General features: G+C 36.4%; 25 protein-coding genes. 6 read left to right on the top strand and 19 right to left on the bottom strand.

Translation table 11 applies throughout. From position 1 onward, the window contains the following. The first annotated feature begins 81 nt into the window (after positions 1-81). Positions 82-1,074: a hypothetical protein gene (locus tag ACHRVL_RS09465; protein WP_395412149.1), complete on the top strand. Its 993-nt coding sequence runs from the start codon at positions 82-84 to the stop codon at positions 1,072-1,074. On the opposite strand, the gene ACHRVL_RS09460 is transcribed toward ACHRVL_RS09465, so the two are convergent. From ACHRVL_RS09460 to ACHRVL_RS09450, 3 genes are all read right to left on the bottom strand, one after another. Continuing rightward, on the bottom strand, positions 1,055-1,489 hold the full coding sequence (locus ACHRVL_RS09460) for a DNA-binding response regulator (RefSeq protein ID WP_395412147.1): 435 nt from the start codon (positions 1,487-1,489) through the stop codon (positions 1,055-1,057). The genes ACHRVL_RS09465 and ACHRVL_RS09460 overlap by 20 nt on opposite strands. 280 nt (positions 1,490-1,769) lie before the next feature. Further along, positions 1,770-2,066 (bottom strand): helix-turn-helix domain-containing protein, encoded by a 297-nt coding sequence (locus tag ACHRVL_RS09455; protein ID WP_395412145.1) that lies wholly within the window; start codon positions 2,064-2,066, stop codon positions 1,770-1,772. Beyond that, positions 2,050-2,358, bottom strand: coding sequence for a helix-turn-helix domain-containing protein (locus ACHRVL_RS09450; protein WP_395412143.1), 309 nt, complete (start codon positions 2,356-2,358; stop codon positions 2,050-2,052). The genes ACHRVL_RS09455 and ACHRVL_RS09450 overlap by 17 nt, the downstream gene beginning before the upstream one ends. A 196-nt stretch (positions 2,359-2,554) precedes the next feature. Here ACHRVL_RS09450 and ACHRVL_RS09445 point away from each other — a divergent pair, with 196 nt between their 5' ends. Then, entirely contained in the window at positions 2,555-4,153 is a 1,599-nt protein-coding gene (locus tag ACHRVL_RS09445) for a hypothetical protein (RefSeq protein WP_395412141.1), read from the top strand. Further along, entirely contained in the window at positions 4,153-6,804 is a 2,652-nt protein-coding gene (locus ACHRVL_RS09440) for a hypothetical protein (RefSeq protein WP_395412139.1), read from the top strand. The genes ACHRVL_RS09445 and ACHRVL_RS09440 overlap by 1 nt, the downstream gene beginning before the upstream one ends. A 61-nt stretch (positions 6,805-6,865) precedes the next feature. Here the strand turns inward: ACHRVL_RS09440 and ACHRVL_RS09435 are convergent, their stop codons facing one another. From ACHRVL_RS09435 to ACHRVL_RS09375, 13 genes are all read right to left on the bottom strand, one after another. Further along, a complete protein-coding gene (locus tag ACHRVL_RS09435; RefSeq protein ID WP_395412138.1) occupies positions 6,866-8,155 on the bottom strand; it encodes a hypothetical protein in 1,290 nt (429 codons plus the stop codon). A 54-nt stretch (positions 8,156-8,209) separates the two neighbouring features. Further along, positions 8,210-8,512, bottom strand: a complete 303-nt coding sequence (locus ACHRVL_RS09430) for a molybdenum ABC transporter permease (protein WP_395412136.1) — start codon at positions 8,510-8,512, stop codon at positions 8,210-8,212. A 125-nt stretch (positions 8,513-8,637) separates the two neighbouring features. Then, the gene (locus ACHRVL_RS09425) at positions 8,638-9,087 is read right to left on the bottom strand and encodes a DUF3872 domain-containing protein (RefSeq protein ID WP_395412135.1); all 450 of its coding nucleotides are present in this window, start codon (positions 9,085-9,087) and stop codon (positions 8,638-8,640) included. A gap of 12 nt (positions 9,088-9,099) precedes the next feature. Beyond that, positions 9,100-9,660 carry a conjugal transfer protein TraO gene (locus tag ACHRVL_RS09420; RefSeq protein ID WP_395412132.1) on the bottom strand — a complete coding sequence of 187 codons (561 nt, stop codon included), beginning with the start codon at positions 9,658-9,660 and terminating at the stop codon, positions 9,100-9,102. A gap of 21 nt (positions 9,661-9,681) precedes the next feature. Further along, positions 9,682-10,575 (bottom strand): conjugative transposon protein TraN, encoded by an 894-nt coding sequence (gene traN, locus ACHRVL_RS09415; protein WP_395412130.1) that lies wholly within the window; start codon positions 10,573-10,575, stop codon positions 9,682-9,684. Between the two features lie 24 nt (positions 10,576-10,599). Continuing rightward, complete coding sequence (traM, locus tag ACHRVL_RS09410; protein ID WP_395412128.1) at positions 10,600-11,916, bottom strand: conjugative transposon protein TraM; 1,317 nt, start codon at positions 11,914-11,916, stop codon at positions 10,600-10,602. Next, positions 11,903-12,190, bottom strand: coding sequence for a nitrogen regulatory IIA protein (locus ACHRVL_RS09405; RefSeq protein WP_395412126.1), 288 nt, complete (start codon positions 12,188-12,190; stop codon positions 11,903-11,905). Before ACHRVL_RS09405 ends, traM begins: the two co-directional genes overlap by 14 nt. 11 nt (positions 12,191-12,201) lie before the next feature. Continuing rightward, on the bottom strand, positions 12,202-12,825 hold the full coding sequence (gene traK / locus ACHRVL_RS09400) for a conjugative transposon protein TraK (protein ID WP_395412124.1): 624 nt from the start codon (positions 12,823-12,825) through the stop codon (positions 12,202-12,204). Positions 12,826-12,846: 21 nt separating this feature from the next. Beyond that, positions 12,847-13,842, bottom strand: a complete 996-nt coding sequence (traJ, locus tag ACHRVL_RS09395; protein ID WP_395412122.1) for a conjugative transposon protein TraJ — start codon at positions 13,840-13,842, stop codon at positions 12,847-12,849. Between the two features lie 2 nt (positions 13,843-13,844). Next, a complete protein-coding gene (locus ACHRVL_RS09390; protein WP_395412121.1) occupies positions 13,845-14,477 on the bottom strand; it encodes a DUF4141 domain-containing protein in 633 nt (210 codons plus the stop codon). A gap of 27 nt (positions 14,478-14,504) precedes the next feature. After that, the gene (locus ACHRVL_RS09385) at positions 14,505-17,009 is read right to left on the bottom strand and encodes a TraG family conjugative transposon ATPase (protein WP_395412119.1); all 2,505 of its coding nucleotides are present in this window, start codon (positions 17,007-17,009) and stop codon (positions 14,505-14,507) included. Further along, complete coding sequence (locus tag ACHRVL_RS09380) at positions 17,006-17,338, bottom strand: DUF4133 domain-containing protein (RefSeq protein ID WP_395412118.1); 333 nt, start codon at positions 17,336-17,338, stop codon at positions 17,006-17,008. Before ACHRVL_RS09380 ends, ACHRVL_RS09385 begins: the two co-directional genes overlap by 4 nt. Before the next feature lie 11 nt (positions 17,339-17,349). After that, positions 17,350-17,655, bottom strand: a complete 306-nt coding sequence (locus tag ACHRVL_RS09375) for a DUF4134 domain-containing protein (RefSeq protein WP_395412116.1) — start codon at positions 17,653-17,655, stop codon at positions 17,350-17,352. Between the two features lie 210 nt (positions 17,656-17,865). Here ACHRVL_RS09375 and ACHRVL_RS09370 point away from each other — a divergent pair, with 210 nt between their 5' ends. Next, on the top strand, positions 17,866-18,666 hold the full coding sequence (locus ACHRVL_RS09370) for a TIGR02391 family protein (RefSeq protein ID WP_395412114.1): 801 nt from the start codon (positions 17,866-17,868) through the stop codon (positions 18,664-18,666). Between the two features lie 14 nt (positions 18,667-18,680). On the opposite strand, the gene ACHRVL_RS09365 is transcribed toward ACHRVL_RS09370, so the two are convergent. From ACHRVL_RS09365 to ACHRVL_RS09355, 3 genes are read right to left on the bottom strand one after another with little or no spacing between them, the layout of a single operon-like run. Then, positions 18,681-19,316 carry a conjugal transfer protein TraD gene (locus tag ACHRVL_RS09365; RefSeq protein ID WP_395412111.1) on the bottom strand — a complete coding sequence of 212 codons (636 nt, stop codon included), beginning with the start codon at positions 19,314-19,316 and terminating at the stop codon, positions 18,681-18,683. Between the two features lie 3 nt (positions 19,317-19,319). Then, complete coding sequence (locus ACHRVL_RS09360) at positions 19,320-19,724, bottom strand: DUF3408 domain-containing protein (protein ID WP_395412109.1); 405 nt, start codon at positions 19,722-19,724, stop codon at positions 19,320-19,322. A gap of 11 nt (positions 19,725-19,735) precedes the next feature. After that, positions 19,736-20,503 (bottom strand): ParA family protein, encoded by a 768-nt coding sequence (locus tag ACHRVL_RS09355; RefSeq protein ID WP_395412108.1) that lies wholly within the window; start codon positions 20,501-20,503, stop codon positions 19,736-19,738. Positions 20,504-21,201: 698 nt separating this feature from the next. On the opposite strand from ACHRVL_RS09355, the gene mobA reads away from it, so the two are divergent. Both mobA and mobB read left to right on the top strand, forming a co-directional pair. Further along, positions 21,202-21,639, top strand: coding sequence for a conjugal transfer protein MobA (gene mobA, locus ACHRVL_RS09350; RefSeq protein WP_395412106.1), 438 nt, complete (start codon positions 21,202-21,204; stop codon positions 21,637-21,639). 2 nt (positions 21,640-21,641) lie between these two features. Continuing rightward, positions 21,642-22,934: a conjugal transfer protein MobB gene (gene mobB, locus ACHRVL_RS09345; RefSeq protein WP_395412105.1), complete on the top strand. Its 1,293-nt coding sequence runs from the start codon at positions 21,642-21,644 to the stop codon at positions 22,932-22,934. Positions 22,935-23,025 lie beyond the last annotated feature (91 nt).

Here is a 23,025-nt window from a genome sequence, read left to right as displayed (position 1 = left end):
AGCGTTTTTTAAATGATATTTTTAATTCATTAAATTTGTTGCTATTTCGTCTTCAAAAAACCACCCTTAAAAAGCTCATCAATGATAGAAACGTCGATTGCTATATCTGTAAACCGAAAATCAGATATTGAAATAATACAACAAAAAATTATTGAAAAGAGCTTGCAGTTCCCTGTTTATATCTGTGAATATGAAAATAGCTATCAAATAAACTTTACCAGTGATTATGAAGAATGGGAATTGGATACTGCGATACTAAATTGTTTCCCTGACTACGAATATACTACAGACCTTGAAAGAGGACGTAAAGAAATCAGAATTCAAATTTCAAGATACCAATCAGAACTTTGTACTGATGGTTGGGGAAGACCACTTGAAAGTCCTTTAGATGAAACAAAATATCTAATTAAAAAATCAGTCAATAAACTTGAAAATTTCAATCCTAAAATCAAAGTTTTATTTGAAGATAAAGAACAATATTATTATGTGAATATTGTGGATGGTATAAATAAAGCAACTGATGAAAAGGGATTTCTATTATTAGATAATTTCAAAAATAAGATTGAAGATAACACAGCTGAAATATTAAAAGATAGACTTTATAAATCTCAACTCGAAGCCTTTCATTCTGGATATAATAAATTGTCCGAATTGGTAGAAGGTGATTTTAGATTACATTTGGAGAACAAAAAGAAAAAAATTAGAGAAATTGAAAAATTGCCAAGAAAAATTATCAGAGATTTTATAAAGGCTTGTAATAGTTTTGATGAAGTTGGTATGTTTAAAAATCTTGATAAAGAACTTGTTTATGAAAAGCGATTAAATTGGAGAACCATTTTACAAACGGATGGAATAGCTGAATTTAAAGAATATCTAAATTCATCAGAGCAAAGCTTATGCAGTAAAAATTTCAAGATAAGGTCATCCTGGACTTTCAATTTACCTAGAGTAAGTATTGGTGTAAAATATTTTCCTGTTTCTACCGATATTGAAAAACAACCTTTTCAAAAATATGGACAGATTGGTTTCACTTTAGAAGATAATAGAATTATTGCTATTGTAGATGAGAGTTAAGAATATGCATTATTCCCGCACTTAAATATTTTTTACCATTGGATATAATCTCAATGGCTTTTTCTATTTCGTCACTAAGTAACACATATCCTGAAAAGCCTAAATCCAATAAAGCTTTCACAGTTTTTTCCTCATCAATATCACTATGTGCAATAAGTTTTATGGCTGGATATTGTGTCCTTAATTCTTGAAGCTGTGCCAGCACATTCCTGTCGTAAAAATCAAGGTCAATTACGCAAACTTTGGGAAGTGTTTTTAATGCTGATAATTGAAATAATCCGTCTTTAATATTCTCTGAACGGAACAATATTTCTGTTCCTGAGGTAGTAAGACTTTTGCAAATCTCATCCAGCACCGGGCTTTTATCATTGATAAATGCTACGCTAATTTCTTTTTGGAGGGCATCTGTTTCCATAACATCGATTTTATTGTTAGTGGACACCTGCAAAAAAATAAGGCGCAGGCCACTACACTTACCGCACATTGAGGTACTGGTATACCCGACAACGAATAAGCGAGCACCTACGCCTATGGCATAGGTGTTCTTTCTTATTGTCCCGTTGTCTAAAAATTACCAGTTTTCAATGTGGGACTTAAAGTAAAAACACTTTAAGATTTTCTATATTTCGTTACAAAGATACTAAACTGCTTTTGATACTCATCATACCTTTAAAGCCAATTGGGTCAAAAATTGATTAATAACCGGCTTTATTGGTTACATAATTCTGCTCTAGTGCAGTGAGTATATCTGATTGTTTAAAAATGATTTTGCCACCTATTTGGATAAACGGCAGTATTTTGTCATCCCTATATTGCTGTAATGTGCGTTTGCTGATGTGCAACATTTCACATACATCCTGACCAGACAGGTATATCTCACCGTTCATTACAGGACGGTAATATTTCAATATTTCCTCAATATAGGTTTTCAATAAGATTATCATTTCGTGATGGTCAATAATCTCTTCGGCTTCATTAGTCACTAAATCCATCGGTGTAGGTATTATACGGCTGTCCGGCTTCAAGCAAAGCCTTTACATCCGAGAGTTTATAATAATTTTTGCGGTTTAATCTGGAGTAACACAATATGCCCTTATCCTTGTAAGTCTGTAAAGTCCGTTTGGTAATGTTCATCATCAAACACACTTCCTGGATATCTAACCACTTTTCTTTATTGAAAATAGAGGCATATTTTTCGGTAGCATCTTTGGTCATTTCCAAAAGATCCTTCAGCTCATTTTTCATTCCATCGAATGCGGATTTTTGTATTGCGATCACTTCCATTTCTTCTCAGTTTTTCTGTGGAAGTTGAATTTATAAAGGATTGAAAAGAGATTTGGAAAGTTGGAATTGATTGGCTTTGAAAGGTAGGATTTGTCGTTAAACAATGAATTATGAAAGCGTTTATTTTGTAAATTTGAAAAATACAAGTTACTAAGGACTACTATAAATCACGATGCTAATCAATATGAAATCTTAAATGGCGGTTTTACAAAAAGGCAAATCAAATTATCCGTTTTGGGGAGCATCAATAAATTTAATTACGGGGCTTGACCCGTTAGGACTTCAAACAACATCTGAAGCAACTTACGCTACAATGTTGCCAGGTATTTCCAACTTGACTAACCGACTTCGTTACTATGGCTTTTATTGTTGGTTATTAGACTTCTATTTCAAGACTGAAAAGAAAGGAAATTCAAAAGAACAATATCGATTTATCCGCAGAGCAGAATTGATGATTGCTATAATTATGCAAAGTCAACGGAAAGAAATCCAACAAATTACCGGAAGTAATTTTGCATCTAACCTACTCAATACGATTGAGGGAAATTATTTTGACTTAGCTGAAGGAGCAGACAAAGATGATACCGATAAAAATGTTTATTGGAAATATCCATCAGGTGCTTTTGGACAATATTATTACGGGGCAATGCAAGCACTTTCACTAATCATTACCGCTGTAAATGATTTTGGCGATGTTGTCTATAATATTAGCCAGCCACACCCAAGGCAGAAAGTTTCAGGAAAACAATTAGCAGATGCTTTTGAAACTTCATTGACACCACAGATAAAGGAATTGCTTTATAGCAATATCAAAAAAGGAAAGCTTTATCAATCGGACATTCCAGAATTGATAAAATATTTTGCTATTGAAACTATAGATGCAAATAGCGATGAATGGCAACTATACGTTGAGATGTTACTTGACAAAGACGAGCCAAGCCAAGAAGTTGAAGAACTTGTTACTTTTCATAGACGGGAAACTATTTTATCGTTAATAAAAACAGCCGTTCAAAATGATAATGACTACGATTGGTATAAATTTTTGTTAGAGAGTTATCATAAAAAATTGGGAACAGACTATCAACCAGAAACAGAAACCAGTATCGGTTGGTATTGCTACCAACTTAACGAATATTGGCAATACAGTTGCGGAACAATTTTTTGGGCAGTGCTACAACATCTATATAATTTTCAGCAAGACCAATATTTGCCATCATTTGTAAAAGAATTTTCAAATAGAATCACCGAGGAAATTTGCAAGGAGTTAAAGCAATCTGCAAAGCCAACCACTTTAGTTTCAGAGATTTTATCTCTTATTGCTGATACGGTTGATGAAGAAGAAACAAAAAAAGAAATTACAACCGGTAATCCGGTTATTGCAGGGAAAAATGGTTTTATCCTTTTACTTCAACTATTCAAAAACAACAGGGAACAATTGCACCCGTTGAAAGAATTTATGAGTAGAAAACGAACGGAGAGAGATGGAAATATGGTTGACGGTATTTTAACAGTTCACACAGCAGAAAACGAAACACTGCAAGAGTTTGTTGAGCAGTTTATTTTACGCAAAATCATTTACAGGCATTCTATGGTTGCCCTTAGAAAAATGGGCAACGGCTCACAATCAACACATAAATTTTTTATTGAAGAACAATACATTCGCTTCATCGACATATTTCCACCAAGAAATACGTCTCCAAGGATGAATGCATTGCAAAACATAATGATTGACTTGCAGGTAATCAACGACCAAAAAGTTTTATTTCCGTTACACAAAAAACTTTTGGTGGACTGATGGCATTAGAAAGAGAAAACATATTGACCCTAATAGGAAGTAGAAGATACCATTCTTGTATTCTCACTACTTTCAGCTTTGACTTTTATTTTTTTGAAATGAAAGCAATGAAATGGTTGCGTTCGTGTGGCGTTCGAAATGTAAATGTGTTCATTGACGGACATTATTATTCGGAATTAATGCAACAAGCCACTGGAGAAGAAATGCAACTCACGGCTGGTTATTCACTTTACCCTGTTTTCCAAAAATCAATTTTCCACCCAAAAATTTGGATGTTATTTGGCGACAAAGAAGGTCTACTAATTGTTGGATCTGGAAATCTTACCAGTTCCGGAAACGGGAACAATGACGAAATATGGGGAGCATTTCACTTTGATATTCGTTCTCCTGAAAATGCACCAATTTTTTCATCAGCGTGGAATTATCTATCAATGCTTTCATCAACAGTTAAAGGGCAGATGAATGAAAAAACAACAAGATGGATAGTTGAGCATTCTAAATGGCTAAATGAATTACCCAAAGTAAAACCATTTCAATTTTCACAGACCTCACAAAAAGAGAAAGTTGCTTTTTTATTTAATTCAGAAACATCTTCCATTTGGGAAGAGCTTTTAAAGCATATCAGCAATGAAAAAGTAATTGAAATTACTTCTATTTCCCCTTTCTATGACAGTAAGGGTAAAGTATTGCAGGAACTAAAATCATTTTTTCCGAAAGCAGAAATAAATGTTGTGTTAGATGAAAGCGGTTTTATTCCTTCTTTGATGGAAGTGAACAAAACATTTACTTTTTATGATTGGCGTGATGCAGGTGTAAGTAAAGTTCAATATGCGAAATCTGAATATGCAAAATCTAAGCTTCACGGAAAAATTATCCATTTTAAAACAAAAAATGGAAAAGAATTTTGCTTATTCGGCAGTGCCAATGTTACGCCTGAAGGTATAGGATTAGCAGGGAAAAATTCAAATGCAGAAATTTCGCTTCTTATTCAATCCGAAAATGGAGGATTACTTAATGGGTTGGGAATAAAATTGAAAATAGGTAATAGCAAAAAACTTTCTGATTTTGCAGTTAAAAATAACAAATCAATTTATGAAACGGTAATCAAGAACAATAAATTCAAGGTTCAACTGCTTTCCGCAGAATTGATTTATGATGAACTTACATTGCACACAAATGGCAATTTTACAGAACAATTCCAAGTAATTTTCTTTGACAGGCAGAACAGATATTTGCATTCTCAAATATTTCCGAAATTTGAACAAGAACTAAAATTAAGACTAAATTTAGAGTTGGGTACTTTTCAGTATGTTCAATTAGCGAATAATGAAGGCGAGGTTATTTCAAATAAACTTTTAATTTCGGATTATTTTCTTCTTGCCAAAACACACCCCAACCCAAAAACAGAAGACATTGAAAGAATTTACAGCGAAATTCAAAACGGAGAATTAAGCAAAGTTCTTGACTTGCTACATTACGCAATAATTGACGAAACTGAAAACGAAGAAGGTACAAGTATTTTGCACAAAAATAAAAATACTGATGCTAAAAGGGATGGAAACAAAGAGCCGGAAAAACTTTATGACCTTTCTTCTTACAGACCAATTGAACATTCTGCTTATGAAAAAAGCCTGCTTTTATCTTCTCTTTCGCTTCGTGTTTTGGATGTTCTAAAATTTATTCATTCAAAAGCACTTTCAACAAACAGGCAAGCGGATATTAGTATTGACGAACAGGAAGAAAATTTAGGCAATATCAATGGAAATGAAGAAAACGAAGTGAAAACGGTTCGCAACCTGTCTTTCGCTTTGCTTAAATCTGAAAGAAGAAAGTTAGTAAGCTATTTTGATAATCTTTTCAATAACCAGCAAGCAATACTTTACGGAGACAACCGACCAAAAGCATATAAGCCAACACTTACAGATTTAACCAAGTATTTGATTGCTCTTGAATTGATGTTTGAATATGGAGGCAAGGCAGAAAAATATGACGAGCAAGACAAACAGCATTTCTTTAGTTATCTTCCATTTGCTGACAATTATGATAGCGACAATGTGAAAGGTTGCTGTTTAAATTTAGTTGGCGACTTTTTGATGTTGGCAAAAACTGGATTTAAAGAATATGAATTTGACTACACGAAAAAGAAAGTCGAAGAATTAAAAGATGATGCTTTTGTAAATACTGTAGTTTGCTTGGTAAATAACCGATGGAAAGACGACGAGTTGCACTACTTTTTTTCAATGATGTTAAATACGCTTCATTATTTAGGCTGGAAAAATGTTGATGATTTCAACAATAACATTGAAGAATTGAAAACTAAAATTAACTATAGGATTTCTCAGCTTAAACAGAGGGCAAACGGACTTGAACAAAATTTAGAATTATTTGACAAAAAGGTTTGTCCTGCATTTGAGAAAGTGATACAACAGCTTGCTGACAAAAACTTTGACACATCAGCAGTTCAGGGACAAATTATCTACAAATCGCCTTGGGGTTATAGCTATGTCCACTCTGTAAGTAAGACAAACGATTTTACACTAATTAGACCAGGATTTATGTGGGATGATGATAAAGAAGACTATATAAAACATAGCCCAGACGAAATATACTTACCGGTAAAGCTCTTGTCTTTTATATGTATCAACTTATAATCATCAAAAACCAGATAACCTTTTTAGGCTATCCGATTTTAATATTGCTTATTCAAAATATTTAAGCAAAGTATGTTTTTAATTTCTCTGGTATCTCAACATTATCAGTTTGCAGAATGTTTTTATATTCAATGGTAATGTTACTAGCACTTTCAAATACATTATTAAACCTTTCTACTAACCAATCAGAATTATCTCGTTGATTATAATGTTCAACTAATTTCATAATTATATCCTTATCGGCTGGGTAATTTTTAATAATTCCCGCAATGATATCTGCTTTTTCATTTACATATAAATATGACCTATTTCCAATAAAACTACTATTATTTAATATATCTTGTTTAAAAGTATTTAAGAAACCGTTTTCAGATAAAATTTGATGCTCATTAATAGTTGGAGAATACTCTCTTATAGCACTTAATATAGTTTTATTAGCTTCTGCTATTTCATTTTGTGGTATTAAACCATTTCTTAAGAAAGATGTGTATAATCCTAAAATGTTGTTCCCAGAGATTAATTGTGTTTTCCAAAATTTCCTAATTTCTTCCTCATTAAAATTAAAACTCAAAATTTTATCAGGATGGTTTGATAGAAAATCTTTTAAATGAAACTTGTTGGCCTTGACGATAGTAATCAAACTATCATTTACGAAATCTTTATTTACTTCTAAACTTTTACTAATTAGTTCTTGTTTCCTTTTAGATAAATCAAAATCCCACTCTCCACTATGCAATAATGCTTCCCAGAAATTTTTCAATTTCGACCTTTCTACTGAAAACTCAACCTCTTGAATTAATGGGGTAATATCTTTATCCGGAGGAGTAATAGTTGGGTCAAAATGTTTGTAAATTTTATTGATTAGAGATTGCATTCCGCCCTCTATTGTTATTTTAGACATATTACTCTCTATAAATGCCCAAAAAGCCTCTGTATGGAAAGTTTCAATAATATTATCTTTGTAGTGAGCACAATCATTCCGCCTATCCTTCCAATATTTTACTTGTAATCGCAGATTGTCATTAAGATTAAAAATTGGGTCTTTCGTACGTTGTTTGGTAGTCGTGTCAATTCTTTCTTGTTGTTGAGTTGCATCAAATACAATTGCTTCCCACAAGTCTTCATTCTGTAATTTTAAGATTGTAATGTCCCACTCTCCTTGTGGATATAAGTTTGGTTTAGTTGCGCCAATTATTCTTTCTTTCAGTATAGTCAGAAAAGCTAAATATGAAAATAATAATGAGGCTCTATTCGCTCCAGCTTTATAGCAAGTAACAGCATCTGTAAATAGTACATTTACATCTTCTGAAAAATTGCTATTATCAATCCAATTTTCAATTCGTAATTTCATTTAAATTATATTTTGCACAATGTTGTTTAGATGCTACAAAATTATACAAATATTCTAAGTCACAATTTGAACAAGCATATTGTTTATCGAGGATTTTGTATTTTCTACTTTCTGTTTTTCCTTATCCTTTTTCTCACGGGAATAAACCCATAATGACAATAGTCCGAAGATAATCAGTGCATAAGCTATCCATTTACCAACCCGTTCAATAAATTTAATACCAACCGATTTTTCATAAGAGGAAAAGCTTTCAGCACCCATAGGGCTTCGCCTGTAAAACTTTCGGCGGTTAATCCAGTAGCGAAGCGCCAAGCCTAAAACCAAAAATAGTATCCCTATAACTAATGATGCAACCATAATAATAGCTATTACATTTCTACATATGAATTTACAAAAAATATTTGTTTCACTACATCACAAAAATATAAAATGTGAGCGTGTTAGCATAAAAAAATCCTGCCTTGTGGACAGGATTTTATTTATTAATCATCACTATTGAACTGAAAATTCAGTTTCTTTTCATTTCCAAAACTATCAGAAATCCATACATCAAATGATTGCGACACAGTGGATGTAGAAGTGTAATACAATCGGAACTGCTCTGTTAGTAAAGGATATAAATCGTTTGGTAGATACGCTGGTTCATTATAATATCTTAAAGTTCCCTGCCCATCAAACTGAAAGTAACGGATAAAATATTGTGTATTGCTGTAATTACCGCTTCGTTTTATTGTCATCCTTATTTCTACGGTTTGTCCATTCGATACATCTTTTGGAACAGGCATAACCTGTACTTCAAAAGGAAAATCGTTCTGTATTTCGAGTTCGTCATCTTTGCTACAAGATACCAAAGTAACCGAACTTGTGAGGATTGCCAACAATACATATAGTGGCAGTAATCCTATTTTGAATTGATTGAAAAATGCTGTCATTATTATACGTTTTTAAAAGTTAAATCTTAATGCCACACCTGCGGACGGACGGAATTGTTTCATATCTGTACCCCATAAAACCTTTGTACGTCCTTGCAGGACTAACACAAATCGGTCGGATAGATACGTTTCAAAAGTCAGCCGACCGCCAGTTCCGTAAATGAGATTATCCTCACTCACTATTTTCGCTCCGTCATCCAACATTGCTTCGCCACGATTGATAGTTTCATAACCGATTACGCCAGTTATTCCGGCATTTAGCGTTATGTTTTTTCGGGCATCACCCAAGAGGAATAAACTATAACCGCCTTCGGCTGTGTAAGTTTCCTGCGGGATACGCAGTCCTTTATAAGAATGGTATTGGTGCGTATATTCCAACGCCCAAAATTGGTAATTGCCGTTTTTGCCATTTACGGTCATTGCTAAATTGATATAATAATCGTTTCCGATTTTATCGTCAGATAATACACCAGCACTTACTTCCAAGCCTTTTTGTTTAGGCAACATTCGTTGTGCTTGTGCAATCGTAATGCCCATTAATACGAACATTACGGTATAGATATACTTTCTCATATTATTACTTTAAAAGGGTTATTAAAATTTCAGGTGCATATCGTTAATCAGTCGAGCCTTGATTAGATCTGAATTCTCTACCTGAAGCGTTTGGTGTCTGCCACCGTTTTTCTCAAAGATTTCAATCAGCAAAACCTTGTCGTCGGCAATGGTAAACTGGTCTAAAAGGAATACGTTTTGTTCGATTGCTTTCCCGCCAATCTCATTCAATGGCTTATAAGTACGTAATGGTATCATTGGTCTTTCCTGCACTACGGTTCGCTTGGCTACTTTTTTATCTACTACTTTAAAATTGATGAAATCAATTCCGAAAGGCACATTGGTACGGTTTCTCAATTCTGTATGGAAATAGTATTTACCGTTGTGGATGTAAATTCCTTTCAGGATAAATTGAATACCGAAACTTTTAGCACCGATATGCTTAACAGTCCGCTTGTCTTTTTTGTAAATTGTTTCCAAAAGCAAGCCCGCCAATGATGGTGAATTGTTACCCAATTCTTCAAAAAGCACATCGTTTCCATTCTCTTTATCCACTGCTTTTTGCATTGTGAGCAGGTCGTAACTCAACGCTTCCGGATAAGCACTATAATATACATTGAAGCTGTAAAATCGACCGTCATTGGTAATTACCGAAAAATTGGTTTCCGTTTCGAAATCTTTTACCGATGCTTTTACACGAAGTACGTTTTCCGCATCTTCTGCTTTTCCTGCAATCAGGTATTCGCTTCCCAAATCCACATAACGTATGGCGGTTGGGAAAATCAAATGAGTAGTCTTGTCATAAGTTACTTGCATTTGGTACGGTTCTATCTTGCCTAAATTTAGCGGTGCTTTTATACTGTCTTGTGCAAAAGTGTTTACGGCAAAGCCGATGATAAGGGCAAAAGCCCAAAAAGTTTTTATATGATTTTTCATTTTCTTAATTATTTGAGTTCAATATTATTTTTTAGAAACAAGGAAAACTTGATGTCCTGCTTTTAGCGTAACTTTTGGTGTTCGTATTTTTTTGGCGAAATAACCCGAAATACCTTGTACGGCACTTTTACTGAGGTCGGAACCAATCTGTTGTCCTGTTGACGAGTTCATACTGAAACTTGAACCTGTGGCATTTCCCATATTGGCAACAATGTCTGTTACAGCATTACGTTCTGGCGAATAGGGAACGTACAAACCCTGCTGACCATCGAGGTCGTAGATGGTTATATCTACTGGGATAATATTGCCCTCAAGCTCAATAGATGTAACTTTTAACTGTAACCTGCCACCTTGAAACTTTCCGATTGCCGTTAAAATTGTTCCCTGCGGAATGGTACGGTTTGGAGTTTGTGCAGGTTCTAACAAACGCAGTCGTACACCGCTTTCGCCAATAATGGTCTGTGTTTCCTGTATGCTGGCTTTTACGCTATTTTTTGGTTGAGCGACTTGCTCTACTGTTCCAGCAGTATAGAAACCTCGGTTTTTTTTTTCGCTCCAGTCGGCTAAAAAAGCACTATCCGTAGGTTCTCTGTACAAAGCCGATACAGCTTTCTTTCTTGTAGGTGTGAATGCTACAAAATATTCTTTCTGAGAATTTGAAGAAGAACCTCGGCTAGCACTGTCGGTGCTTACAGGTTGTCCCGTATTTCCTCCCGAAGGCAGATACTTTGAAGCCATCTGATACGATTTTTCCATCAACGTTAATTGGTCATTTACAGTTACACCGGCAGGTACATCTTTTTCAGCCAATTTTTCTTTTAGTTCGTCCAGTTGCCTGCGCAACTCCTGTGTTTCGCTGTTATTATCCTGATAAAATGAACCTAATGTGCTTTGTGCATTTCGGTAACTGTTTAGTGTAGAAGTGCCCGATTTTCCAGTCATCATACCATTGTTTTGGTCTTCTTCGGGCAATTCTTCTTTAGTTTGCTGTGTACTATCGGTATTCCAATAATCGGATAAAGTAGTTAGCGCATTTCGCTTTTCCTGGTCTTTTTGTTCCAACATATCTTGCTCATAAGCTTTTTGTTTATCATCCTGCATTCCTGCTTCGGTAGCCTGTGGAAAAGCATCGTTTAGTCCGATGTTTTCCATCTCTTTTTTTTCTGCCGAAGGTTTAAATATGAGGTATAAACAACCCATAAAAACAATTCCCATCAAACCAAAAATGAGTGGTTTTTTAAATTTTTCTATGGTACTCTTTTTATCATCTGTAAGATTGGATACTTTGTTTTGGTCGCCTTCCTCAACCAGAATGCTAACCCTTTTTTCATTTTCTTTCATAAAACTTATTTTTAAAAATTGTTGTCAATGTATCCTGTAACTTTGCAGGATCTTCTTTCTTTTTGAGGACAGGGTTTTCGATATGTTCGATAACCAAATTGTTATCGGCTTTGCCTGCATCATACCATACTTTTAAAATAACTCCTGCGGTAAGCAGTAGATAGCCTATAAAAAAGTATAAGGTGTATTTATGCTGTTTTCCAACGGGTAATGCCCGCCATCGTTTGTCCAACTTGTTAAAATACCTATCCATATTTACTCTTAATTTTCTCATGCGGTTGGTTTTTAGCGTTGAATAACTTCAATGTCCTTATTCTCTACCACGGCAAATTTTTCAATATTGAAACCTTGCGGATTATTGTCTGAACGGACAGAGTTTACAAGGAAACAGGACGTTATCAAGCTTCGCCTTGTCACATTGCTGGAGCGGATGATGAATTGCTTAGCGTAAGTACGCACTGCATAAGGATGATTGTCGAAATTGCAGACCACACTATCCACCTCGATACGTTGCTGTACATTACCCGATATGATACGGTTGTAATAGCCTTTTTCGGAAAGATCTTTGTAATAATCAAAGGCACTTTTATCGGCAAGATTGAACGCCCGTTTCATATTGCTTTCAATGGCATTTTTGTCGGGTGCAAGCGTAAAAAAGAGTTCGTGAAAACGTCTTACGTGTTCCCTTGCCTCAACCGGACGGTTGATGGACGCATCTTGCGAAAGAGCCAACATTAATGATTTTCCATTGTCTAATACATAAATTTTTTGGCGCTGTTCTGTTGCAAAGCTGTAGGACTGCCATACGGCATATCCTACAACGCTAATGCATAGAACGGCAAACACAATGGCGTACAGCCTTATCTGTCTAAAGCTGTTTTCTATATTTCTGAGTGTTTTAAATTCCATTTCTTAAGTGATTAATTTTGTTTACTTATTGATTAGCCTGCCACCAATATTTCCTGCAACAGACCCAGCTCCAGCTCCGGCAAGATTTCCCGATTTCATTGCAGCTTGGTTAACATTACGGGTAAAGTTTCCTGCACCGCCTGCCTGAATAATCCAGCCCGTTACCGTTGGAATTGTAAAATATCCTACGATACCTATAATCATAAAGATGATATACACAGTATTGGAAGTATCAGGGATATAGGTTGGGTCGGCAAGCATTTCAATGTCCCGTTCTAATATCAGAGATTGTATCCTTGCCAACATTGAGCTGAACAAATCTGAAACAGGAAGCCAGAGGTAAACGCTTATATACCTTGTAAACCATTGCGAGAGCGTAGATTGAAAACCATCCCACACGGATATGGCAAAGGCAATTGGTCCGAGTATGGACAACACGATTAGAAAAAATGTTCTTATGGTATCAATAACCAATGCTGCCGCCTGAAAAAGTATTTCCAGTAAATTGCGAAACCATTCTTTTATTGCTTTCTCAATCTTGTAGGCTTGCCTATCCATATACATTCCTGCCATTGTTCCCACATCAGAAGGCGACCAGCCCAATTCCTCCAATTTCTTATCAAATTCCTCATCCGATGCCATATATGCGGTTTCGGGATTTCTTACCATTGCTTCATATTCCAATTGGTCTTTCTGCTGTTGCAATTTATTGAGGTCAAGTACCTGGTCTTCGAGAATGGAATGGGTTCCTGTAACTATCGGATTGAGAACTGCATTGATAGTTCCCAATACTATTGTTGGGAAAAACATAATGCAAAGTCCCAAAGCAAACGGACGTAATAATGGAAACATATCAATTGGTTCGGCTCGGCTTAAAGCCTGCCAAACCTTTAATGCCACATAGAACAAAGCGCCTAATCCGGCCACACCTTTAGCTACTCCTGCCATATCACCGGCAAGTGGCATCATATCATCGTACAGCGAACGCAGTACTTCGTGAAGATTATTCCATTCCATTTTTACCAGTATTTTTGGTTAGAAGTTCCATACAAGTCAAGCACTCTCTTGGCATCGTTTTTCTTTTTCGCTCTCAAATAGCTGACAGAGATATTCTTGTTGGTGTAATAGCGAACAAGGCTGTGATAGTCTTTCACTTCCTTGTACACACGGTCGATAACATCCATACGCTCTTTGTCATTTAGTGAAAGGCTGGACGAGGTTATAATCTGCTTCAATTCCTTTAGTAGTTCCGTACTTTCATTTAGCAATGAAGAATAACCGTTGCCGATGGCTACCAATTCCTGTGGCGAAAAATTTGGATCGTTCATCATCTTGCCAAAATTCTGCACATACATTTCTGAAACATCACCCACTAAGAGTACAGTTTGCTGTACCTTACGAGCATCTTTTACAAGGTTGTTTATAGCCTGTAGTTTGTCGTAATACTCTTTGCCTTGCTTATACACTTTTTCCACTTCCTTGAAATTCTTCACTACATTGCTTACAGTGGAAGAAGTCTGTATAATTTCGTTCGCACTATTGAGGATGCCTGAAGCCAGATTTGCAGGATCTGTAACCACGAATTGTGCTTTTGCGGACGGTGCTACGGCAAGCGTTAATGCCGTACACACCATAAAAATGATTTTTTTCATTTTCTTGAATTTTAAATTGTTAATGAATTATTGATTTGCACTATCACGCCGTTGCATAGCGATGTGCTTAATGGCGAGTTCTACGTTACCGTCCAGTTCAGATGCGAGTTGCATCACTTCCAGTTTTTCGGTTTCTTCGGTGGTGTATGCGAGATATTCCTCCAAACTAACTTCTGTGGCATATACCGCAGAGTGTGTTCCGCCCAAGCCAATCCATACTTCCTTGTAAAGACGTGATGGGTCGTTGTTCATATTAATAGAAAGTACTTGCGCTTTTTCCTTATCAGTCAAACCGAGCATTGCCTGTATATCATCAAACTTGTTCATATACTTTCGCTGGTCGAGCAGGATTTTACAATCGCTGTTGTTAATGATACTTTCCTTTACGATGGGCGACTGAATAATGTCATCTACCTCTTGTGTTACCACGATGGCTTCGCCAAAAAATTTCCTTACCGTTTTGAAGAGATATTTTATGTATTCTGCCATTCCTTCTTTGGCGATGGCTTTCCAAGCTTCTTCAATTAGGATGAGTTTTCGGATACCTTTCAGCCTTCTCATTTTGTTGATGAAGACTTCCATAATGATGATGGTCACAATTGGGAAGAGGATTTTATGGTCTTTGATAGCATCAATCTCAAACACAATAAAGCGTTTAGAAAGCAGGTCTAATTGTTTATCAGAATTCAACAGATAATCATATTCGCCACCTTTGTAATAAGGTTCCAAAACATTGAGGAAATTGGCAATGTCAAAGTCTTTTTCCCTTACTTGTTTTTCTTCCAATACCTTACGATAATCGCCTTTCACATATTCATAGAACCCATTGAAGGATGGAAAAATATCATCTTGTTTAATGCGTTCGATGTAACCGCTTACGGCATTTGATAATGCAACTTCTTCCGAACGGGTCGGTGGTTCATCATCACGTTTCCAAAGGGTAAGTATCAAGGTTTTGACACTTTCTCTTTTTTCAATGTCAAACACACCATCATCGGTGTAGAAAGGATTAAAGGCAATAGGATTATCTTCGGTATAAGTAAAGTAAACGCCGTCTTCGCCTTTGGTTTTGCCTTTGATGAGTTCGCATAAACCCTGATAAGAATTACCGGTATCAACCAACAAAACGTGAGCACCTTGCTCATAATATTGGCGAACCATATGGTTAGTGAAAAATGATTTTCCACTTCCCGAAGGACCAAGTATAAACTTGTTCCGGTTCGTGATGATACCCCGTTTCATCGGTAAATCCGATATATCCAAATGAATAGGCTTTCCAGTCAATCGGTCAGCCATCTTAATGCCAAATGGCGATGGCGAATTGTGGTAATTGGTTTCTTCTGTAAAAAAACACAAAGCAGGCTCAATAAAAGTGTAAAAACTTTCTTCACTCGGAAAATCGCCTGCATTGCCTGGCATTCCTGCCCAATACAATGTGGCTACATCCGTAGTGTTGTGGCGTGGTTTGCATTCCATCAGTGCCAATGCACTACCACTATCATTTTTTATTTGTTTGAGTTCGTTGGCATCATCCGACCAAGCCATAATATTGAAATGCGCTCTGATGGATGACAGTCCAAAACTATGTGCCTCATTCAGGTATTTTTCTATCCACTCTTTGTTGATTTGATTTGCCCGACTGTAGCGAGCCAATGAGTGCATATTTCTTGCAGACTTTTCAAACTTTTGCAGGTTTGCTTCACTGTTATCCAAAAACAAATACTGGTTGTAGATGTGATTACAGCTTAACAGCAATCCCACAGGTGCAGCGAACGACAAACGGCAGTCACTTCGGTCGGTAGACAGTTTTTCAAAACGGGTATCAGCAGATACTGTTCCGGGTAAATCGTCGGTATCGGATAAAGTGTGCAGGCACAATCTTTTGTTACCAATACGAATTTCTTCGCCACCCAATGCAATGTCTTGCATCGGTGTTCCAACTTCTCTGGATAGTGTTAGGTATTGCTCCAATAATCCCTGTTTTCCATCTGTACCGATGATTTCGTCTTCGGTCAATCGTTGCAGTTTGATAAACCCGCTATCGTTTACGATACGTTCAAATTGTGCAACCGCTTCCATAAAGCGGTGTATAACTTCCTTATCCCTGATTTCCTTCGGTATCAGTGTCCCTTTGCAAAGCGAACTGAAATTACTCTGCATTCGCATACGCTCTTTGCTCGTTTTAGTTAGGAACAGATAACAATAATGGTTCAGAAAAGGACGTTCATTGAAATGGCGTTGGTAGGATTTTGCTAGAAAACTTTGGTCATCTTTTGCCAAATCGGGCGCATAATTTTCTTTGATGTACCAATCCTGTTTATGGACTATCGTGAAATCTGGCAAGGTTTTGACAGCCTTATGCCAAGCGGAATGGATAGCTTCATATTCAGCAGAAGCCACGGTAAACAGCTCCGGCAGACGTACTTCAAAGCAGGCAGTAATGTCCGCATCTTTTGACAGAATACAATTGTTCTCTACCGCTAATAAAGGAAACTTGCTTTCCAGTGTTGTTGATTTTGCTGCATTTATCATCGTACATTGGGTTTAGTGGTAAACTTTAAATAGCGATGTACAGGCTTGCGACAAATGATGTAGCGAGGATGCCGTTTATTAGCCGTTATTTTCATTAATCCGTGTTCTCCATATTTTCTGTTCAGTGAGAAGGTTTGCCACACAATCAGCGAAGCACCACCTGCTCCAAGAAAAAGACAGATGTAAGAATTAACCCCGATCATATATAGTATCATCACCAGGATTAGTGTGCCGAGCAATCCACCTGCGAAAATGAACAAGTATTGTGCTTTCAACCCTTTAAATTCTACCGTTCTTCCAATACCCTTATTGATGTTATAATTACTCATAAGGCAAGGGATTAAAGGAAGAATGAACGAAGGACGGTTGCCGCTACGATGAGGAAAATACACGCACCGAACCACGAAGCCGCCGTTTTGCTTGTATCAGGATCACCCGAACTGAACTTGTTGTACACTTTAACACCTCCGATGAGACCTACTACGGCACCAATGGCGTAGATGAGCTGTGTGGCAGGGTCGAAATAAGACGTTACCATTTGGGTTGCTTCGTTGATACCGGCTGTACCATTTCCTTGTGCGAAGGCACCAATTCCTGACAGCATTGCTACCGCTGTCAGCAAAACTTTTTTTCTCTGTTTTTTCATAATTGAAACACATTAAATTGTTATTCTTTCCCACACCTTGCGGGTTTTCGTGACAAAGGTGTTTCGGAAAAAGAGGCCTTATAATAATGTGGCAGTGAGTGGAATTACTTGGCGGTGAGTGGCGGTTGAAGGCTCAAAAAACAATATATTAGCGTATCTTGCTAATTCTTTTATAGAAGTATTTAATAGCATTAATAAAGAAAAATAAGAATGGCAAGTATTAAACATCCCGTGTTTGGAGCTCACATATTGGAAGGGTTATGCAGAACAATTGGTGATACGGCAGATGGCTTAACGGGTACAGAAATTGGACAAATTCTTTTAAATTCTAATATTCCAGATATAGACCCCCAAAACACAAAATGGAGAAGATTATATTCGGCATTTGCTGAGTGGCAAAATCAGCATCAATGTTCAAATCACATATTAAGATTTGTACAAGATACTTTACAACCAGTACGTTATATTGGGAAAGAGGAAATTTTTCATAACCGTAGATTGGAAGTAAATAAGCGGTTGTCGTTTATAGGTACTGAACTTACAGAGGAAGGAAAATTTAGATTAGTCGCAAAAGCAACTACAATAGCCGATGCTGAACAAAGAGCTAGTCGCTTGAAACATAAATTAGAAAATAGAAACGTTCATACCGCTGTTTTTGAATATTGTAAAGCTGAATTATTGTTTGAAAATTATTTTCATTCTGTTTTTGAAGCAACTAAAAGTGTTGCCGACCGTTTGAGAAAGTTGACTGGATTGTATGCTGACGGCAATGCTTTGGTAGAAACCGCATTTTCAACAACCAATCCTTTAATTAAAATCAATAATTTATTGACCGATACGGATAGAAGCGAACACATAGGATTATGTAATCTAATTAAGGGTGTTTTTGGCTTAATTAGAAATCCTACTGCACATCAACCTAAAATTAAATTTGAGATTACTGAAGAAGAGGCTCTTGATATTTTAAATACCATATCATATATCCATAAACGATTAGATAAAGCACTATAAAAACATTGGGAAGTCTATACAAACTTCCCAATGTCAAAACCATCAAAATCATTTTTCCGCAAAGTGGAAGAACCGGCTTCCGTTTCAGAAGAAAGGCTACTGTCCAATAGCTCTGCTATTTTACGAGAAGCGCCTTCCATAGAACTTTCCAAAAGGCTGAATAATTCGGTTCCCTGTATTTTCTGAACTATAGCTATCGCTGTTTCCTTTTGAGATTGCTCCAGTTTTTCTTTTTGAAGCAATATCCCCACGGAGTTTAGTTCTTCAAAGGTAACCCCTTGGGCGAAACCGTTATCGCCATCGGATAATTCGTACCTATTCCATTCTTCCTCCTCTTCCTCAAAATCAGGCATATTACTGAAAACTTCGTCCAGCTCTTCCTGCGGAATTTGAATGCCGACGTTTTCATTTTCGTCGTATTCTATGTCAAAATTATCAGGATTTATTTCCGGTTTTTCAACTTGGCTTTCGCTGGCATTGTTTGGCACCGAAAGGCTTCTCTTAGGTCTAGGTTGCCCCATAATATCGGGCAGTTTAGGGTTGCTTTTTTCCTGTATCGTTTTTCTTTCTGAACTTTTTTTGATTACAATCTTATCCTGCACAAGCAGGGCAATTACAATCAGCAGGCATATCACAATTACTATTTCCATAACTTATAAAATGGGTTTAAAACGTTCGTTGAAATAATCAGTAATATCATCCCCAAACTCCCTAAAGTGGTGTTCAAGGATGTTGTCGATATAAGAATAGAGTGTAGTCTTTTCTTCTCTTGTTAATTGCACAATGCGGATTAACCTTTCGTGGTATTCGGGACGTATGTAAACGACCTTTCCGTTTCGACCTGAAGGAAACCGATTGACCAGAAATGTCTCCTCATAATCCACCTTCTTTGAGGAACTATTGCGGGCTTTTTCTTTTGGTTTTGTTTCCTTCTCTATTTCCTGTTGTTGATTGGCTTCGGGTACAGTAAAAGACTGATTACCACTCATGATATTCATGATTAATTCTTCATCAACAACAGGCTTATCGAAGTCTTTTCTTCTCTTATCTATGGACATCCTTAACTATTTTAGAGATTAACAATTTTTAAAAACTCCTCAACAAACAAATCCATTCTAGTTACTTTCATAAGCTGTGGTTCGGCAGGTAGCAAACTTGACCGAAATACACTGTTTAGGGTATCATCCGTTTCTTTCCTGAAACGTTTACTATCCATTATTTTTGAGGTCATTACAGATAAATCAAGCTCGTTAATGACACTTTGATAAGCCTCGTATATTCCTGTCTTTTCCCGGCCATCTACCTGGTTCCAAAACATCCACATTTTCTGATCCTCATTACTCTCAGCCGTTTCGGGTAAACCAAGGAATGCTTTAGTAAAGCTCAACGTACTTTCCATAACCAGACGATCAGCACTGATTGGAGAAAAAATAAAATCCATTGTTCTTAAGGTAGTAAGCACACCTTTTGTATTAGCTGTGCCGGGAAGGTCAAAAAAAGTTATATCAGGCTCTATTGCAGATTGATTTACGTATTCCAAAGCCTTTGACAAGGCATCCTCCGCTTTACAACTGATAATCGGATATGCCTTTTTATTGATGCTTTGATACAATTTCATTGCAGATCTTTTATGGTAATCATTCTGCATAATAGTTTTCAAATCCCTTTCTCTCATATTGGCTAAGCTGTGTTGTGGAAAATCACAATCCATTACAAGTACATTAAATCCTAAACGATAATGCAATACACTTGAAAGTAGTGCAGTCATAGTAGATTTTCCAACACCACCTTTAGGCGTTGAAAAACTGATTTTTAAAGTTTTCTTTTTTGTTTCCATTATTTAAAGATTTATTGTTACACATTTTATTTGTTTGGCAGGTTTGAATATTGGTGTATTTAAATAGTACCTATTTCCCGTATGCCTGTATTCCCTTTTTGGAAATTTTCTTGATTGTTATTTGCTTTCATTACCTCTTGGTGGGTAATCATTTTTAGCAACTGGTAAACCTTGCAACTAGTAAATTGCTTTACCGCTTTTATGCTTTTACATTTTTAAAGTTTTATGCTTTTAAAACCTTATGCTTTTATTCCAAAATATCTGTACTAAAACCCAATTTATTTTTTACCCCTAATACATTTTTTATTACCTGCACTAAAACTATACGGCAAATAAAGCGATTGAATTGGCTCGTTATTGATGTGTGGCAGTGTTTGGCTTCCAAAGGCAGAGTTTGTCCTAGTATCACATTGCAATACTCTTATCAACAGGTATTTACTTTGTACAATGATTTTTATTAACGGATTTATGCAAAAGTCTTTTGACAAAATGGAGGGTAACTGGAACGGCTTCAAGCCGTTTTTCCCTGCTACGTTTAATCCGTCCCGAAGGGCGGATTTTTGTGTTCATCAGAACACGGCAAGTTGTGTTTTGAGCATCTCGAAACGATTTCGGATGCTCAAAACAACTTGCCCTGCCGGGGGCCGAAAAACACCTTCCGAAGTCAGGGTTTTGTGTAAATTATAAATGGATTTGTGATGAACGAAAACAACAGAAAACAATTAAAAAAGACCGGACGCCGACCTAAAGAAGACCCGGCGAAGATTAGATATACAATTTCCTTTAATGAAGAAGAGCACAGCCGATTTCTTTCGCTCTTTGACCAATCGGGAATGCTGGTAAAGGCACATTTTATAACCTCTTGCATCTTTGAAAAAACGATAAAGACCATTCAAATTGATAAAGGAACAGTTGATTTCTATATGCGATTGACCTCGTTTCACAGTCAATTTCGCTCGGTAGGTGTAAATTATAACCAAGTTGTAAAACTATTGTACAAGAATTTTTCAGAGAAAAAAGGATCTGCCTACCTCTATAAATTGGAAAAACAGACGATTGAAATGGTATTGTTATGCCAAAAAATCATTCAGCTAATCGAAGAATTTGAAGCAAAACATCTGAAAAAACAGGTCTAAAAATGATAGCAAAAATTGGAAGAAGCAGTAACTTATATGGTGCTTTGGCATACAATAATCCTAAAGTGGAAAACGAAAACGGACAAATTCTGTTTGCCAATAAGATAATTGAAACACCAAGCGGGCATTATTCTGTAGCACAATTGAGCCAATCTTTTACGCCTTATCTTATTGCAAATCGAAATACCGAAAAACATACGTTGCATATTTCGCTCAATCCCGACCCGAAAGATAATGTTAGTGATGAAAAATTTAGGGAGTTGGCAGAGCAGTATATGCGTGAAATGGGTTATGGCGAACAGCCTTTTGTCGTGTTCAAGCATACTGATATCGACAGAACGCACATACATATTGTTTCGGTTTGTGTGAATGAAGAAGGCAAAAAGATTTCAGATAAATTTGAGAAAATGCGGTCTATGAATGTGTGCCGAGAACTCGAAAGGCAACACGGATTGGTATCTGCAACAGATAAGGAACACAAGCAGAACGATAAGATTTTTAGCCCTGTGAATTACCAGAAAGGTGATGTAAAAAGTCAGATAGCTTCGGTAGTTCGGCATTTACCGAACTATTACCAATACCAGACATTGGGCGAATACAACGCATTGCTTTCTTTATTCAATATTACTACTGAAAAAGTTGAGGGCGAATTGCAGGGGAAATCTCAGCAGGGTTTATTGTATATTCCGTTAAATAAAGAAGGCGAAAGAGCTGGGCATCCTTTCAAGGCTTCCTTATTCGGAAAGAACGCAGGACTTCTGGCTCTGGAATTGCAATTTGAGAAAAGTAAAACCACATTAAAAGACCACCCAACTAAACAGACTTTAAAATCAGCTGTCAATATTGCTCTGCAATCTACATCTGATGAACTGAACTTTAAAAAGCAGTTGGCAGACCAAGGTATTAATGTAGTGATAAGAAGAAATGATACAAAGCGTATTTATGGAATTACTTTTATAGACCATAATTCCAAAACGGTCTGGAATGGTTCCCGTTTAGCAAAAGAACTTTCTGCCAATACCTTTAATGATTATTGGAACAGTAACATCAAACCCGAAATCAAGGAAACTGATGAGCCACAAACTAAATTATCTCAATCAAACAACATAGAAGATTTACCTGCGGAAAAACCTCATCATTTATTCGACTTCCTGAATACTAATGAAAAACACGAAGATGGTTTGATTGAAGCATTAGGCGGATTGTTACCCGAAGCACAGGGCGAAGATTATGAGGAACAGGATTTTGCTAATAAGATGAAGAAGAAAAGAAACCGACAAAGAGGTCAAAAATAGAAATCAGCCAAACACTGCCACACACCGCCAAATACTACCACATTTTTATAGCCAGCCTTTACAGTCTTTAAATTCACGCCCGAACATTAAA

Origin of the sequence: Flavobacterium sp. FlaQc-28, assembly GCF_044007415.1 — a bacterium.
Classification (GTDB): Bacteria; Bacteroidota; Bacteroidia; order Flavobacteriales; family Flavobacteriaceae; genus Flavobacterium.
This window is presented reverse-complemented; position numbering and strand designations above follow the sequence as displayed.

What these genes read in the sequence shown, in the direction of transcription:
- ACHRVL_RS09465 (WP_395412149.1), top strand. Translation starts at nt 82, where the DNA reads ATGATAGAAACGTCGATTGCTATATCTGTAAACCGAAAATCAGATATT.
- ACHRVL_RS09460 (WP_395412147.1), bottom strand. Translation starts at nt 1,489, where the DNA reads ATGGAAACAGATGCCCTCCAAAAAGAAATTAGCGTAGCATTTATCAAT.
- ACHRVL_RS09455 (WP_395412145.1), bottom strand. Translation starts at nt 2,066, where the DNA reads ATGGATTTAGTGACTAATGAAGCCGAAGAGATTATTGACCATCACGAA.
- ACHRVL_RS09450 (WP_395412143.1), bottom strand. Translation starts at nt 2,358, where the DNA reads ATGGAAGTGATCGCAATACAAAAATCCGCATTCGATGGAATGAAAAAT.
- ACHRVL_RS09445 (WP_395412141.1), top strand. Translation starts at nt 2,555, where the DNA reads ATGGCGGTTTTACAAAAAGGCAAATCAAATTATCCGTTTTGGGGAGCA.
- ACHRVL_RS09440 (WP_395412139.1), top strand. Translation starts at nt 4,153, where the DNA reads ATGGCATTAGAAAGAGAAAACATATTGACCCTAATAGGAAGTAGAAGA.
- ACHRVL_RS09435 (WP_395412138.1), bottom strand. Translation starts at nt 8,155, where the DNA reads ATGAAATTACGAATTGAAAATTGGATTGATAATAGCAATTTTTCAGAA.
- ACHRVL_RS09430 (WP_395412136.1), bottom strand. Translation starts at nt 8,512, where the DNA reads ATGGTTGCATCATTAGTTATAGGGATACTATTTTTGGTTTTAGGCTTG.
- ACHRVL_RS09425 (WP_395412135.1), bottom strand. Translation starts at nt 9,087, where the DNA reads ATGACAGCATTTTTCAATCAATTCAAAATAGGATTACTGCCACTATAT.
- ACHRVL_RS09420 (WP_395412132.1), bottom strand. Translation starts at nt 9,660, where the DNA reads ATGAGAAAGTATATCTATACCGTAATGTTCGTATTAATGGGCATTACG.
- traN (WP_395412130.1), bottom strand. Translation starts at nt 10,575, where the DNA reads ATGAAAAATCATATAAAAACTTTTTGGGCTTTTGCCCTTATCATCGGC.
- traM (WP_395412128.1), bottom strand. Translation starts at nt 11,916, where the DNA reads ATGAAAGAAAATGAAAAAAGGGTTAGCATTCTGGTTGAGGAAGGCGAC.
- ACHRVL_RS09405 (WP_395412126.1), bottom strand. Translation starts at nt 12,190, where the DNA reads ATGAGAAAATTAAGAGTAAATATGGATAGGTATTTTAACAAGTTGGAC.
- traK (WP_395412124.1), bottom strand. Translation starts at nt 12,825, where the DNA reads ATGGAATTTAAAACACTCAGAAATATAGAAAACAGCTTTAGACAGATA.
- traJ (WP_395412122.1), bottom strand. Translation starts at nt 13,842, where the DNA reads ATGGAATGGAATAATCTTCACGAAGTACTGCGTTCGCTGTACGATGAT.
- ACHRVL_RS09390 (WP_395412121.1), bottom strand. Translation starts at nt 14,477, where the DNA reads ATGAAAAAAATCATTTTTATGGTGTGTACGGCATTAACGCTTGCCGTA.
- ACHRVL_RS09385 (WP_395412119.1), bottom strand. Translation starts at nt 17,009, where the DNA reads ATGATAAATGCAGCAAAATCAACAACACTGGAAAGCAAGTTTCCTTTA.
- ACHRVL_RS09380 (WP_395412118.1), bottom strand. Translation starts at nt 17,338, where the DNA reads ATGAGTAATTATAACATCAATAAGGGTATTGGAAGAACGGTAGAATTT.
- ACHRVL_RS09375 (WP_395412116.1), bottom strand. Translation starts at nt 17,655, where the DNA reads ATGAAAAAACAGAGAAAAAAAGTTTTGCTGACAGCGGTAGCAATGCTG.
- ACHRVL_RS09370 (WP_395412114.1), top strand. Translation starts at nt 17,866, where the DNA reads ATGGCAAGTATTAAACATCCCGTGTTTGGAGCTCACATATTGGAAGGG.
- ACHRVL_RS09365 (WP_395412111.1), bottom strand. Translation starts at nt 19,316, where the DNA reads ATGGAAATAGTAATTGTGATATGCCTGCTGATTGTAATTGCCCTGCTT.
- ACHRVL_RS09360 (WP_395412109.1), bottom strand. Translation starts at nt 19,724, where the DNA reads ATGTCCATAGATAAGAGAAGAAAAGACTTCGATAAGCCTGTTGTTGAT.
- ACHRVL_RS09355 (WP_395412108.1), bottom strand. Translation starts at nt 20,503, where the DNA reads ATGGAAACAAAAAAGAAAACTTTAAAAATCAGTTTTTCAACGCCTAAA.
- mobA (WP_395412106.1), top strand. Translation starts at nt 21,202, where the DNA reads ATGAACGAAAACAACAGAAAACAATTAAAAAAGACCGGACGCCGACCT.
- mobB (WP_395412105.1), top strand. Translation starts at nt 21,642, where the DNA reads ATGATAGCAAAAATTGGAAGAAGCAGTAACTTATATGGTGCTTTGGCA.